This is a genomic window from Paenibacillus tyrphae (assembly GCF_027925525.1).
Lineage (GTDB): Bacteria > Bacillota > Bacilli > Paenibacillales > NBRC-103111 > Paenibacillus_G > Paenibacillus_G tyrfis_B.
The window spans coordinates 40,931-52,987 of record NZ_BSDJ01000013.1 but is presented as its reverse complement, the minus strand read 5'-3'; the positions used below and the strand labels follow the sequence as shown (position 1 = coordinate 52,987).

General features: G+C 56.9%; 12 protein-coding genes. 4 read left to right on the top strand and 8 right to left on the bottom strand.

Annotated features, from left to right (window positions below; translation table 11 throughout):
• Nucleotides 1–48: 48 nt before the first annotated feature.
• A complete protein-coding gene (locus QMG93_RS17535) occupies nt 49–1,224 on the bottom strand; it encodes a HEAT repeat domain-containing protein (RefSeq protein ID WP_281938638.1) in 1,176 nt (391 codons plus the stop codon).
• A gap of 84 nt (nt 1,225–1,308) precedes the next feature.
• Entirely contained in the window at nt 1,309–1,512 is a 204-nt protein-coding gene (locus QMG93_RS17530) for a hypothetical protein (RefSeq protein ID WP_281938637.1), read from the bottom strand.
• 120 nt (nt 1,513–1,632) lie between these two features.
• Here QMG93_RS17530 and QMG93_RS17525 point away from each other — a divergent pair, with 120 nt between their 5' ends.
• From QMG93_RS17525 to QMG93_RS17515, 3 genes are all read left to right on the top strand, one after another.
• Nucleotides 1,633–2,319, top strand: a complete 687-nt coding sequence (locus QMG93_RS17525; RefSeq protein ID WP_281938636.1) for a DUF3995 domain-containing protein — start codon at nt 1,633–1,635, stop codon at nt 2,317–2,319.
• 522 nt (nt 2,320–2,841) lie between these two features.
• Nucleotides 2,842–3,033, top strand: coding sequence for a hypothetical protein (locus QMG93_RS17520; protein ID WP_281938635.1), 192 nt, complete (start codon nt 2,842–2,844; stop codon nt 3,031–3,033).
• A 169-nt stretch (nt 3,034–3,202) separates the two neighbouring features.
• The gene (locus tag QMG93_RS17515) at nt 3,203–3,760 is read left to right on the top strand and encodes a PadR family transcriptional regulator (RefSeq protein WP_281938634.1); all 558 of its coding nucleotides are present in this window, start codon (nt 3,203–3,205) and stop codon (nt 3,758–3,760) included.
• A 159-nt stretch (nt 3,761–3,919) separates the two neighbouring features.
• On the opposite strand, the gene QMG93_RS17510 is transcribed toward QMG93_RS17515, so the two are convergent.
• A complete protein-coding gene (locus QMG93_RS17510; protein ID WP_413789305.1) occupies nt 3,920–5,191 on the bottom strand; it encodes an MFS transporter in 1,272 nt (423 codons plus the stop codon).
• A gap of 168 nt (nt 5,192–5,359) precedes the next feature.
• Here QMG93_RS17510 and QMG93_RS17505 point away from each other — a divergent pair, with 168 nt between their 5' ends.
• Nucleotides 5,360–6,271: a LysR family transcriptional regulator gene (locus tag QMG93_RS17505; RefSeq protein WP_281938633.1), complete on the top strand. Its 912-nt coding sequence runs from the start codon at nt 5,360–5,362 to the stop codon at nt 6,269–6,271.
• Nucleotides 6,272–6,346: 75 nt separating this feature from the next.
• Here the strand turns inward: QMG93_RS17505 and QMG93_RS17500 are convergent, their stop codons facing one another.
• The 5 genes from QMG93_RS17500 to QMG93_RS17480 all read right to left on the bottom strand — a co-directional run bounded on the left by QMG93_RS17500 (nt 6,347) and on the right by QMG93_RS17480 (nt 12,052).
• Nucleotides 6,347–7,915, bottom strand: coding sequence for an amino acid permease (locus QMG93_RS17500; protein ID WP_281938632.1), 1,569 nt, complete (start codon nt 7,913–7,915; stop codon nt 6,347–6,349).
• Nucleotides 7,916–7,978: 63 nt separating this feature from the next.
• The gene (locus QMG93_RS17495; protein WP_010499887.1) at nt 7,979–8,107 is read right to left on the bottom strand and encodes a hypothetical protein; all 129 of its coding nucleotides are present in this window, start codon (nt 8,105–8,107) and stop codon (nt 7,979–7,981) included.
• Between the two features lie 100 nt (nt 8,108–8,207).
• Nucleotides 8,208–9,179 carry an ethanolamine ammonia-lyase subunit EutC gene (eutC, locus tag QMG93_RS17490; RefSeq protein ID WP_281938631.1) on the bottom strand — a complete coding sequence of 324 codons (972 nt, stop codon included), beginning with the start codon at nt 9,177–9,179 and terminating at the stop codon, nt 8,208–8,210.
• 36 nt (nt 9,180–9,215) lie between these two features.
• The gene (locus QMG93_RS17485) at nt 9,216–10,577 is read right to left on the bottom strand and encodes an ethanolamine ammonia-lyase subunit EutB (RefSeq protein WP_216794509.1); all 1,362 of its coding nucleotides are present in this window, start codon (nt 10,575–10,577) and stop codon (nt 9,216–9,218) included.
• A complete protein-coding gene (locus tag QMG93_RS17480; RefSeq protein WP_281938630.1) occupies nt 10,574–12,052 on the bottom strand; it encodes an ethanolamine ammonia-lyase reactivating factor EutA in 1,479 nt (492 codons plus the stop codon). Before QMG93_RS17480 ends, QMG93_RS17485 begins: the two co-directional genes overlap by 4 nt.
• Nucleotides 12,053–12,057 lie beyond the last annotated feature (5 nt).

Sequence of the window (12,057 nt, the reverse complement as noted above, 5' to 3'; positions counted from 1 at the left end):
GGCATTTTTCATGATTTATTCGACCCTACGCGGACAGCGCCGCGCAGATCAGCTTTCTTTCAACTTGCGCACTTCCTCGATGCTCGGATAAAAATCCGGGCTCGCGCTCAGCAGCCAGTTGCGGTGCTGCTTCGCCGTTTCGTCCTGCTCCGGCTCGCCGTACGGCCACTCTTCCCCGATGCCGACGGCATAATCCTTCATCAGCATGAGCAACGCGGCGCTCCATTGGCGCGTGCCGCTGATCGTCGGCACAAGCGGGTAATATTCGTCATGAGCGGCGCGAATGAGCGCATGCGACACTTCCTGCAGAAGCGGCGGAACCTCCGCCTCATCCAGCTTCTCGACAATCTCGGACGGCAGTTGGACCTCGTCCGTCGAAGCGTACTGCTCGTACACCTCCGGCGTCACGAGCCCCTTTTCCTTGGCCGCCCACAGCTTCACGCGGTCCAGCGCGGGCTTGTAAACGGCCGGAACGGAAATGGTCAGCTCCGGCTTCGGGTTGTCCAAGTCGACGACGAACGATTCGTTGAACTTGTACAGCTTCGCATTGCCGCGGACGCCAAGCCAGCGGAGCGCCAGCAGCGCGTGCGTCCGCACCTTCGGCTCGATGGCGACGTTCCGGCAGACGCGGCGCAGCAGCTTTTCGCTTCGCGTGTCGGGCAGCATGCAGAGCAGGCGCACCGCCGAGAGCGCCGAGTCCTTGTCCTCGAGCCACCACTGCAGTTGCTCGTAAATCGTATCGACCGGCGCTTCCAGCAGCCAGTCCAATTGAATTGGACGCGCCGCGTACTCTTCCAGCGTCAGCATGCCGCGGCTGTGCAGCGATTCCGCGCCGTACTTCGCGACAAGATCCTCATAGGCTCGCTCCGCGTCCTCCGCAATTTCTGTGAACGCCAGCTGGTCCTTTTCGGGGATGCCGTTGAATTGCACGATCCGGCGCAGCCATTCGGCCAAAGCGCACGGATTTTGCTGCCACATCATGAAGACGAAGGTCAGCAGGTCGCGGTCGAAATCCAGTCCCGGCTGCAAAGCGAAGCGGGCGAGTGTCGTGCGGATCTCTTCCTCCCGGCGCATCAAACTCAGCGAGAGAATGAGTCCGTTCCACGCGTTTCCGTTGAATTCGTTTTCTTTTATAGCCCGATAAAAGCAAAAGGCGGCCGCTCCGTACGATTCCATCTGGAGATGATGGCGGCCATACCCGGTAAGTTCGTCGTTTCGACTCATGTTCTACCCCCGTGAAAATATGGATATCCCCAATATACTGGGAAACGGGCGCAGACTCAAGTTTTTTTGCAAAGTTACCCGATCTCAATCGCGGCAGCTCCCGCCCGACGTCGTCCGGATGCTGCCACTCCTCCCGGTCTCCCAGGCAGCCGCAGACGAATTCCGTCTCCCCAAGCGCACCCGCTTCCGGTAATGCACCGTGACCGAACACCGCGAGCGCTCCTCCCATGTTCCTGTTCGCAAACGGACCTCCGGACCTGCGGGCAAACAGATCTGCAGACGCGTCACAAACCGAATTCTCCGGTGTATCATCAAGACGTCGCCATCGATCAAAAGATCTGAGATTCGCCGTGCCGGTCGGAATTCCCTATCACATGCCCTGGCCGAACAAGAAAGGAGCATTTCACCATGCAGAAAACCACCATAAATAACATGGCTAGAGCCCCAAAATGGAACGCTTTCGAACGCTTCACCAAGAGAGCCGTTTGGCCTGCTTACGCCGGCTGCGTCTGGGCGCTCATCTATGCGGTGTTCGTCCGATTCTATCAAGCGGCCGGAGGAGCTATAGGCATGTCGGGGCAACCCAGAAACCCGGAGCTGGGGTTTTATATGGCAAGCTATCTTGCGGGCGTATCGATCATGATATGCGGATTTATACTGGTTGGGCTCGTCAAGCCATGGGGACGGACCGTTCCGGCATGGGTGCCGTGGATTGCGGGGAAACCGGTCCACCGAGCGATTATTTTAATCCCTACGCTCCTTTGCACGGCCTTCTTGCTTGCGCACGGAGCGGCCGGAATCGTCACGAGAGCCCTTTTTCTAGCCGGTATCATCGCCATTAACCTGCCGGAGCATCACTGGATCGACATAGATCTGCACGACATGGCTTTATGGGATCTGCTGGCTTACGAGCCTTGGTTTCTCATTATGGGCCTATTGTCCGGCTTAACGGCCGCTCATTACGCGCAGGCTTCCGGTGTTTCGTTGCCCGCTTTGAGACGCGGCACGGCGCTTTACTTGATGTTCGTCGTCCTCCTGACCACGCTGTTCGTGTGTGCTATCGCCTTTGATTTTGTCGATAAAATTAGCTTTTAACCGCCTGCAACGCCGGGAAAACGCCGCCGCTGAAAAAGTAGCTGCTTTCTTGTCCGCCTTTGCCGTACAAGGTTTTCACAGCAAATTTGGCATTGACAACGAAAACAAGCCCGGATTATGATACATATGATTGATATTCCTAGTATTTCCATCGAAATTATTAATCATCGACCAGTCCACTGGAGAGACATGATTGTGCCATGCCCTTCGAAGCTTTTTCGCTTCGGCGCCTGGTGCATTGATGTCTTTTTTATGATCTCATTTATTTCATCTGCCGCGGAGGGATTAACATGTCGCTGGACAACATCGAAATCGACGAGCAATGGTTAAAGGAAATCGCCGAGTTTCCCTTGGTGGAAGCGCTGTTCGGCCACCGTTCCCGGCGTTTTTTTCCGGGAAGCGGAAATTCCGGACGGAGCGCTCGCTTACAAATCCGAGCACGAGCCGCTGCCGAATCCGACCGGGTTCGAAGGCGTATTCGTCTCGGACACGCCGCCCCATTTCAAAGACATGCGCGCCGCCGTGGCACATATCGCGCAGTATATGTACGACACATTCGGCAAATTCCCGGCGACGGTGCCGTCCGTGTACTCGCTGATGTATTTGCAGACGCATCATCTCGATTTAGACTATTACGACAAGTTTTTCGGGCCGCACTCGTATTTGCGCACCCATGCGGAGCATCTGGAGAAGCGGCACGGCATCAAGCGATAAAGCTCCCCAAAACAAAAGCTGCCCCCCTCCGAGCGCACACCGAATGAGCGCCAGGCTCCTTGAGGGGGCACCCTTAATTTTCTTCTGGGAAAATTTTGCAAAAACAACTGTTTTGCCTTATGATCAATAAGTATAATCCGATCATATCCATTCGGGAGGGACACGGATCATGTCGTCAACCCGTCTGCTTATTTTGGGCGTTCTGCTCAAACGTCAACCGATTCATGGATACGATGTGCGTAAGGAGCTGGAGATTTGGCATGCCGGCAAGTGGGCGAACATCGCTTACGGGTCCATCTATTTTGCGCTGAATAAAATGGCTTCCGAAGGGCTCGCGGAAACGGCCTCCTCCGAGCAAATCATCGAAAATAAAAAAGGGCCTGCCCGAATCGCTTACCAAGTAACCGAGAAGGGAAGACAGGAATTCGGGCGGCTGCTGGATAAGGCCATATGGGAATACAAGCCGGAGTTCGATTCGTTCCACATCGCATTGATGTTCATGAACCGCATTTCGAAGGATCATCTGCTCGGCGCCTTCCGACACCGGATCAACCTGCTCCGCGCTGATATCGAAAGCTTTAAAGCCACCGCCGATTTCAACCTTTTTCCTGCCAATTCTCCGCATTATTTAAGCGAAAATTTGCGACTCTTCTCGGCGCGTCTGGAAGCCGAGCTGCACTGGATCGAAGGCATGGTCGGCAAACTTGAGCAAGGCTTGCTGTTCTGAACCGAACTTATTTTTGCTCTTTTGTACAATATTTCATAATCCGTTGTATTCCCTATCGAAACGATCAAAAAGGAGCGGATGCGATGAACAGCTCCCCGCATCCGGCGTCCTGATAAAACCCTCGTTTGCCCAACGTTTGCGTATGACCCTATTGCATCGTCAGCCGGCCGCAGCGATTTTCCGCCGGCTGGCGGCTTGAATCCTCACAGCCATGAAAGCCGCGATGAAACAGGTTAAACCCGCCAACATAAACGGCAGCGTATAGCTGCCCAGCCAATCGCGCAAAACACCCGCGGAATAGGCGGCCGTCGACGCGCCGATCTGGTGGGCGACCACAACCCAGCCGAAAATCATACCCGCGCGCTCTTTGCCGAAAGCATCCGTCGTAAGCTTCACGGTCGGCGGGACGGTCGCGATCCAATCGAGGCCGTAAAACACGGCGAACACAAGCAGATGCGTCGGACCTAGCCCCAGCGCCTGAGGCAGGTAAATAAGCGAAAGCCCCCGGAGCGCATAATACCAGAACAGCAGCCACCGGTTGTCGAAACGGTCGGAGAGCCAGCCCGACAGCGTGGTGCCCACCAGATCAAAAACGCCCATCAGGGCGAGCAGTCCGGCCCCGGTCACCATTGAGATATCGAAATCGCCGCAGGCGGGAATCAAGTGCGTCCCGATCAAGCCGTTCGTCGTGAAACCGCAGAAAAAGAACGTGCCCGCCAGCAGCCAAAAGGTTAAGCTGCGAGAAGCCAAACGAAGCGAGATTAGCGGCTCCAGAAACAAGTTTCCGCGAAACGGACTCGGCTTCACCAATTGTTCCTCGCCATAAGGCGCGGCGCCCACCTCATACGGATGATTCCGCATCCAGATGACAACAACCGGCAGCAATATCAGGAGGGCGGCTACTGCCGCATAAGCGGAATACCGCCAGCCGAGCTCCTCCGTTATTTTGGCAAGCAGAGGCAGGAACAGCAGCTGTCCCGTAGCCGCGCTTGCAGTAAGCATTCCCACGACGAGCCCTTTTCGTTTGACAAACCACCGGTTGGCTACCGTTACGCCAAGCACGTTGGCGAGGGTACCCGTCCCGATGCCCGCCACGATGCCCCATACAAGCTCAAACTGCCACAAGGAAGTCATGAAGGGGGTCAAGGACAGGCTCACGGCCAGCAGCAGCAGCGAGATCGCCATCGTCCGGCGAATCCCCAGCTTTTCCATCCATGCCGCCGCAAAAGGTCCGATCAAGCCGTACAAGAGAATATTGGTCGCTACGACTGTCGATATATCGGAGCGGCTCCAGCCAAACTCTTCTTGAAAAGGCAGCATAAAAAGGCTTGGCACGGAGCGGATTCCCGCCGATATCAGCAAGGTTACGAACACGATTAGGACGACGATCCACCCATAATACATTTGGGATCGCCCCGATCCGCTTTTCATCATCATCCACCCTCCTTGTCAACAAAAATGCGTTCTACCGTTAACCCCTTTGCAGGGTATTATTACGATACGACAATTCGCAGCATCGGTAAAATTGAAATTATCGAACCAATCCATTGATTTTTATGATAGTATGGAACCAGACCTCACCGTAAGGCTGGTGTAATCATGGAAATACGTCATTTTATCACGTTCAAAAAAATTATCGAATGCGGCAGCTTCACCCATGCGGCCGAGCAATTGGGATACACCCAATCCACCGTCACCTCGCACATTCAAGCGCTGGAAACCCATTTGGGCGCCCCTTTATTTGACCGGCTGGGACGAAAAATCCGCTTGACGGAAACCGGCAGCCGCCTTTTGCAGTATTCGCAGGAAATGTTGAAAACGTATGAGAAAATCGAAAATATGGCTAACGAAACGGGAGAGTTGAAAGGTGAGCTGCGGATTGCCGCTCCGGAATCGCTGACCGTCTATCGCCTGGAGCCGGTTTTAAGAGAGTATCGAAAACGATTTCCGCACGTCAGCATCAGGCTGAGTAACGCGACGTGCGGAGCCAACAAAAGAGCGCTGCTGAGCGGGGACGCGGATGTCGCCTTTCTCATCGTTCCGGAGCTTCAGGAGAGCGATCTGGTCGTGCATCCGTTAGCAGAAGAGCCGATTGTCATCATCGGAAGTCCCGATCATCCGATCACCACCTTGGACAGCCGTTATCACAACCGGACGCTGGAGGAATGCCTCATTGCCAACGAGAGGGATTGCAGCTACCGAACGATGTTTGAAGAGTATTTGCGAGACAGGCACATTACCCCCTCGCACATTATGGAGCTCTGGAGCATCGAAGCGATGAAGCGCTGCGTCGCCAGCGGCTTAGGCATCGCCTGCCTGCCCCTGCTGGCCGTCATGGAAGAGCTGCGCGACCATAAACTCAGGCTCATTCCGTTCGAAGGAAGCTTCAGAAAGGTTTTCTCCCAAATGATTTATCACAAAAATAAATGGCTCTCCCCGGCCCTGACCGCGTTTATCGAAATCACGCTGAGACATGCGAAGGACTGGTCCTACGAAGAGTACGCAGGTTAAAGCTGTGCGCGCAAGCTCAAAAGCCTCATACCGGTGATATCGCCGGTCATGAGGCTTTTTGCATTTTATGTCATATCAAGCTTTGTGCGAAAATCCTGAGCCGGTGCCGGGGCTTCCCGCTTGCTCCAATTCCCGTTCACGCCGCAAAATGTCTTCCATCGACGTATTCAGCGCAGCCAGCGGACCGGGGAAATGATTTTTGTAATAGGCCACATCCATGATCACGAGCAGGAGGAGCATGGCGGCGAGCGCATAGCCGGCCGTTTCGTTCGGCGGAATCACCATGACGATGCAGATGAAGACGATCCAGATCAAGGCCACCACGGACACGAAATCGCTGTATTTGCCGAGGTTCCAAGGGCCGAGATGCTTTTCCTGAAACCGTCCCTGCGCCTTCGCCCGGAGCTTCAGCCAAATCGGGATGCCGTAGGCCACGTACAAGCCAACGACGCTGACAGCTGTCAGAAACGCGATGGTTGTATAGGCCGCGTCCGGGTTGACCGTCTTGATGATATAATCGACGAATGCCAGCAGGAACGAAAGAATAATCGCAAGCCAGATCGCTTTGGCCGGCGTGCGGAATTTTTTGGAGATTTGCGCCCATTGGCCGCTGAACGGCATGCCTTTGTCGCGCGAGAAGGCGTACATCATCCGGGAAAACGAAGTAATGGAGGACAAGCCGCAAAACCACATCGCGGCGGTAACGAGCCACAGCACGACGGAACCGAATGTGCCGCCTAATGCTTGGCTGATCACATAAATAAACGCGTTCTCCGAGCCAGCGGCTGCGGCGGCGTCCTTGATCGAGAGCGTAACGAACGCGAGCATCAGGAAGCCGATGGCAAACGAATACGCAACCGAGGTGAAGATGCCCCAAGGCGCGCGGACGCGGGGATTGATCGTCTCTTCAATCGTATGGGCGGAGGCATCGTAGCCCGTAAACGTCCACTGCGCTTGCAGCAGCCCGATCAGAAAAGCGAACAGGTAAGGCTTGTCGGAGAACGTCTCGCCTACTTTGAACAAATAATCGACGCTGTTCAAGCCGTTTTTTGTAAAAAAAGCCAGGGAGACGACAAGAACTGCGACGATGATAATGTGGTACCAGGCGGAAAAATCATTGAGCTTGGCGACGATGCGGATGCCGATGTGATTGAGAATACCGTGGGTAAGCAGAATGACCGTGAAGGCGATGAGGACGGTCGTATTGTTGGAGTTGTAGCCAAACACGCCGCCAAGCAGCGGATCGGCGAAGAGCGCGACGGAGTAGTCGATCCCGGCAACGATGCCGATCTGACCGATCAGATTGATCCACGCCGTGTACCAGCCCCAGCGCTTGTTTTTGAGGATGGCCGCCCAGTGGTACAGCGCCCCGGCCGTCGGAATTGCGGAAGCAAGCTCCGCCATAGCCGCAGCTACGAACATGACGAACAGCGCAACGATCGGCCAGCCGAAGCCCATCATGCCCGGCCCGCCGTACGTTAAGCCGTGACCGTATAAAGATACCGCGCCAGTCAGGATGGAGATGATCGAGAACGAAATCGCAAAGTTGGAAAAACCGCCCATGCTGCGCAGCAGCTCCTGCGCGTAGCCGAACTTGTTCAAGTCTTGTTTGTCCTTGTCGTGATGATGGAGATGTTCGCTCATGGTTCCCAGCCTCCTTCATAAGGATAACAACAGGATGACAGTGGAAGGTCCGGTCCGGTCGGCTTATTTTCCGAGGAAGCTTTCATGCTCGCTTTCGTCATAGGTCCGAATGCTGTTTCCGGCAAGCCGGACAATCCACAAAGCAAACAAGCAAGTGACGGCGATCAATACGATTCCGATCGTCATAGCCATGCAGTCTCACCTCCCTCCCCGGCGCGTTGGATTGGCAAGCTCTCTTTCACGGTTATGCGGGTTCGTCTGCGAACATACCTTTTTTGGAAGCGTTTTCCTTTTAGATTTCCAAGCGGACTCCGCTTGCTTGCTGTTCAATCATTTTTTTCAGGATCGTGCCGATGTGGGCGCCCGCTTCGACCGGAGGCGTGCCGCCGCGGTGAATGTTGGAGACGACGGTACGGTCGCTTTCCACCGTTCCTTGCCGTGGTCGGAAGCACATATAGGCGCTCATCGATTTCGATGACACCAGCCCCGGCCGCTCGCCGATCAAGAGCACGAGCACCTCCGGCTGCAGCAGCTCGCCAATCTGGTCCATAACGGCAACGCGTCCGCCGCGCACGAAAAACGGGGTGCCGGTTTTCAAGCCGTAGGCTTCGAGCGAATCCAGCAAGGACGGATAGACGTCGCGCAAATTGGCATCGACCGCGTTCGCGCTCAAGCCGTCCGAGACGACCACCTGCACCTGCGGCTTCATGACGCACTTCTTGCGGATCAGCTCCACCCCCTCGTCTGTCACGATCCGGCCCATGTCCGGGCGCTTCAAATAATTTTCGGTGTTCCCGTAGCGCGTCTCCACGGTAAACATGCCGAATTCGTCCAGCACCGCTTGATTGACCTCGCCATAAATGGAATCGACGGCGGCGGCATGATCGCAGCGGAATTTGAGGATTTCCCGGGTCAACGGCCGCGTTCCCGCCCGCCATACGCCGATCCGCGCAGGCGTGTTGGCCAGCAGCTCGTTCATGCCTTCGGCCCACTTCGGATTCGGGACATTATGCGACGCCGCATCGCCGAAGCCGAGGATACCGGGCTCCTCCGCAGGGGACCCGGCGTCCGTCACAGGAGATTGGCGCGCATGCTCTTGGCTACCGCCTCCCGTGCCTGGGGCCGTGTCTTGCTTTGAATCGCCTGCTTCCGTTGTGCTTTTAGGAGCCGGCGCATCTTTTTTGTCCGGCAAGCCGACCGTGCCAAGCTTCTTCTCCAGCTCCGCCATCACTTGATCGACAAGCCGGTCCAATGAAATGGTCATCGCTTCTCTCCTCCTCTCGCAGCGCTATACGAATGGTTACATAAACAGTGTCGGGTCCCCGGCCAGCGGGGTCAGGCGTCCGTTTTCCATAATGCCCATCTTGACCAGCCAGCGCTCGAATTCCGGCGCGGGGCGGCGCCCCATCATTTCCCGCAGCGTGGCAATATCGTGGAAGCTGGTGGACTGGTAATTCAGCATGCAGTCGTCTGCCATTGCCACGCCGATGAGAAAGTTGACGCCGGCGGAGGTCAGCAGCACGGACAAATTGTCCATATCGTTCTGGTCCGCTTTCATATGGTTCGTGTAGCAGACGTCCACGCCCATCGGCAGCTGCTGCAGCTTGCCCATGAAATGGTCTTCCAGTCCGGCGCGGATAACTTGCTTCGAATCGTACAAATATTCCGGTCCGATGAAGCCGACTACCGTGTTGACCATGAACGGGTTATATTTCCTGGCGAGCGCGTAACACCGCGATTCGAGCGTCACCTGATCGATGCCGAAATGCGCCTCGGCGGACAGCTCGGAGCCCTGCCCCGTCTCGAAGTACCACAGATTCGGACCGGTTCCCGTCCCGTCGCGACGGATCAGGTCGTCCGCCTCGTCGAGCAGGGCGACATCGATGCCGAACGCTTTGTTGCCCGCTTCGGTGCCCGCCAGACTCTGGAACACCATGTCGGCGGGAGCGCCCTGCCGGATCGCCCGCATCTGCGTTTTCACATGCGCGAGCACGCAGTTTTGCGTTGGAATCTGCCACTTGGTCATCACTTCTTTGGTCGCGTTCAACAGCTCCTTCACGCTGTCCGCCGAATCGATGACGGGATTGATGCCGAGGACGGCATCCCCGATTCCGTAGCTTAACGCTTCGAACAAAGACGCTTTCATGCCCTGGATGTTATCCGTCGGGTGATTCGGCTGGGCCCGGCCCGCAAGCACGCCCTTCTGCCCGATCGTAATGTTGCAGTGGGTTGTCACTTCCATTTTGGACGCTGCCTGCATTAAATCGAGGTTGCTCATCAGCTTGGCGGCAGCAGCTACCATTTCGCTGGTAAGCCCCCGGCTGATGCGGCGTATTTCGGAGTTGCCCGTCTCGTGCTGCAGCAGCGTTTCGCGCAGCTCGGCTACGGTCCAGTTGCGGATTTCCGCATAGATCTTCTCGTTGACGCCTTCCTCGATGATCCGTGACACTTCATCGGTTTCCGGCGGCAGCAGCGGATGGTTGCGAATGTCCGCCAGCGTCAGCTCGGACAACACCAGCTTGGCCGCCATCCGTTCCTTGGCATCCTCGGCCGCAATCCCGGCAAGCTGATCTCCGGATTTTTCCTCGTTAGCCTTGGCCATCACGTCTTTTAAATCGCGAAATTGAAATGTTTTGCCGAGTAAAGCGGTTTTCAGCTTCAATGTCGGTCCCCCTCTCTGCCATGAAACGCCAGCGTCTTGACGACCACGGGAATCATAATGCCCGCAATCGGTTCCCCTAAATCGATATAGTCGCCGTGCTCGACCTTGATCTGATCGATGCACACGATCTTCGTCCGTTCCTTTAACCGTTTTTCGAGCGATTGGCCGAGCGCCTTGGCAATGTCGGTGTCGCAAACGACGACCATCACCCGGCTATCCGGAAAATAATCGGCGAAGCTTTCGCTCAGCCGGTCGGCCAATCGCTGAAGCGAGGCGTAGCCGCAATGCTCGAGCCCGGCCAAAGCCAGCGCGAACGGCGGCGAGGCGTCCCGCTCGAACAAGGCTGCGCCGCTCTGCATCGTCTGCCCGACGGCCTCGGCAAGCGAGGCCGGCTGTTCGAGCAGCGATAGCGTCAGGTCCAGCTTGCATACCGGGAGGTTGCGGATCGGCAGCAGCGTAGGGTCCAGATGGACGGTAGCTCCGCTGATCTCCGTACTCTGCATGCCTGCTCCGATAACCGTCGCCCGGACGGTCTGATCGGGCACCGCCAGCCGGATCGGATACCGCGTGGCGCACGCTTTGAGCGTATGCGCCAGCAGCGGTCCGATATCGCCGTGCGTGGCGGCTTCGGCCAAGCTCTGCGGCTTCGCTTCCTCCATCAGCCGCCCGATACCGCCGGATACCGTCCATTCTTCGATTGGCGGCACTTGCGTCAGCGGAGCGCCCAGCGTCAGCTTGCGAACCGCATCGCGCTCTTCGGGAGCCGTCATGCCCGCCAAATCGTCGAGCATGGCGAGACTCATCGCCCGGCACAGGTCCTCAAGCAGGGCGTAGCTGACCGTATGTCCCGGCTCCAGCCGATATCCGGCAGCCTCCAGCCACGGGCGGATCGACGGCGAGACGCTCGTCACCGTTCCCCCGGCGTTCAGCTCGATCAGGCGTCCGCCGATATGATACGTCACCGTGCCGACCGCTTTTCCCCGGTAAAACACGGCCGCATTCGCCGTCCCTCCGCCGATGTCAATATTGACGACAGCGCCTCGCACCTCCAGCGAGCGGCGGTCCGCCCCGGCGCCTTTGCCGGCCAGCAGCCCTTCGAGATCGGCTCCGGCCGTCGCGACGACGAAGTCTCCCGACCGCTCGGCCAGCAGGTGCACGATCCGGCGCGCGTTCGCTTTCGTCGCTGTCTCGCCGGTAATGATCACCGCGCCCGATTTTAACTCTTCCGGACGGACGCCGGCTTGCTCGTATTCTTCGGTCAGGATGGCCCAGATCCGCTCCGCGTCCACCTCATCTTCGCCGAGCAGCGGCGTGCTGTGGATCGGGCTCGCGTAGATCAATTCCCGCTGCGCGATGTCAAAACGTGGAAGACTGAGCGCGCCTGACGTCCGCACCAGCTTCAGACGGCTGACGATCATTTTAGTCGTGCTCGTGCCGATATCGATGCCTACGCTGGTAATCCATTGTGGCTCCATGCGTC

Coding starts and splice junctions, on each gene's coding strand:
- QMG93_RS17535 (WP_281938638.1), bottom strand. CDS start 1,224: ATGAGTCGAAACGACGAACTTACCGGGTATGGCCGCCATCATCTCCAG.
- QMG93_RS17525 (WP_281938636.1), top strand. CDS start 1,633: ATGCAGAAAACCACCATAAATAACATGGCTAGAGCCCCAAAATGGAAC.
- QMG93_RS17515 (WP_281938634.1), top strand. CDS start 3,203: ATGTCGTCAACCCGTCTGCTTATTTTGGGCGTTCTGCTCAAACGTCAA.
- QMG93_RS17510 (WP_413789305.1), bottom strand. CDS start 5,191: ATGAAAAGCGGATCGGGGCGATCCCAAATGTATTATGGGTGGATCGTC.
- QMG93_RS17505 (WP_281938633.1), top strand. CDS start 5,360: ATGGAAATACGTCATTTTATCACGTTCAAAAAAATTATCGAATGCGGC.
- QMG93_RS17500 (WP_281938632.1), bottom strand. CDS start 7,915: ATGAGCGAACATCTCCATCATCACGACAAGGACAAACAAGACTTGAAC.
- QMG93_RS17495 (WP_010499887.1), bottom strand. CDS start 8,107: ATGGCTATGACGATCGGAATCGTATTGATCGCCGTCACTTGCTTGTTT.
- eutC (WP_281938631.1), bottom strand. CDS start 9,179: ATGACCATTTCATTGGACCGGCTTGTCGATCAAGTGATGGCGGAGCTG.
- QMG93_RS17480 (WP_281938630.1), bottom strand. CDS start 12,052: ATGGAGCCACAATGGATTACCAGCGTAGGCATCGATATCGGCACGAGC.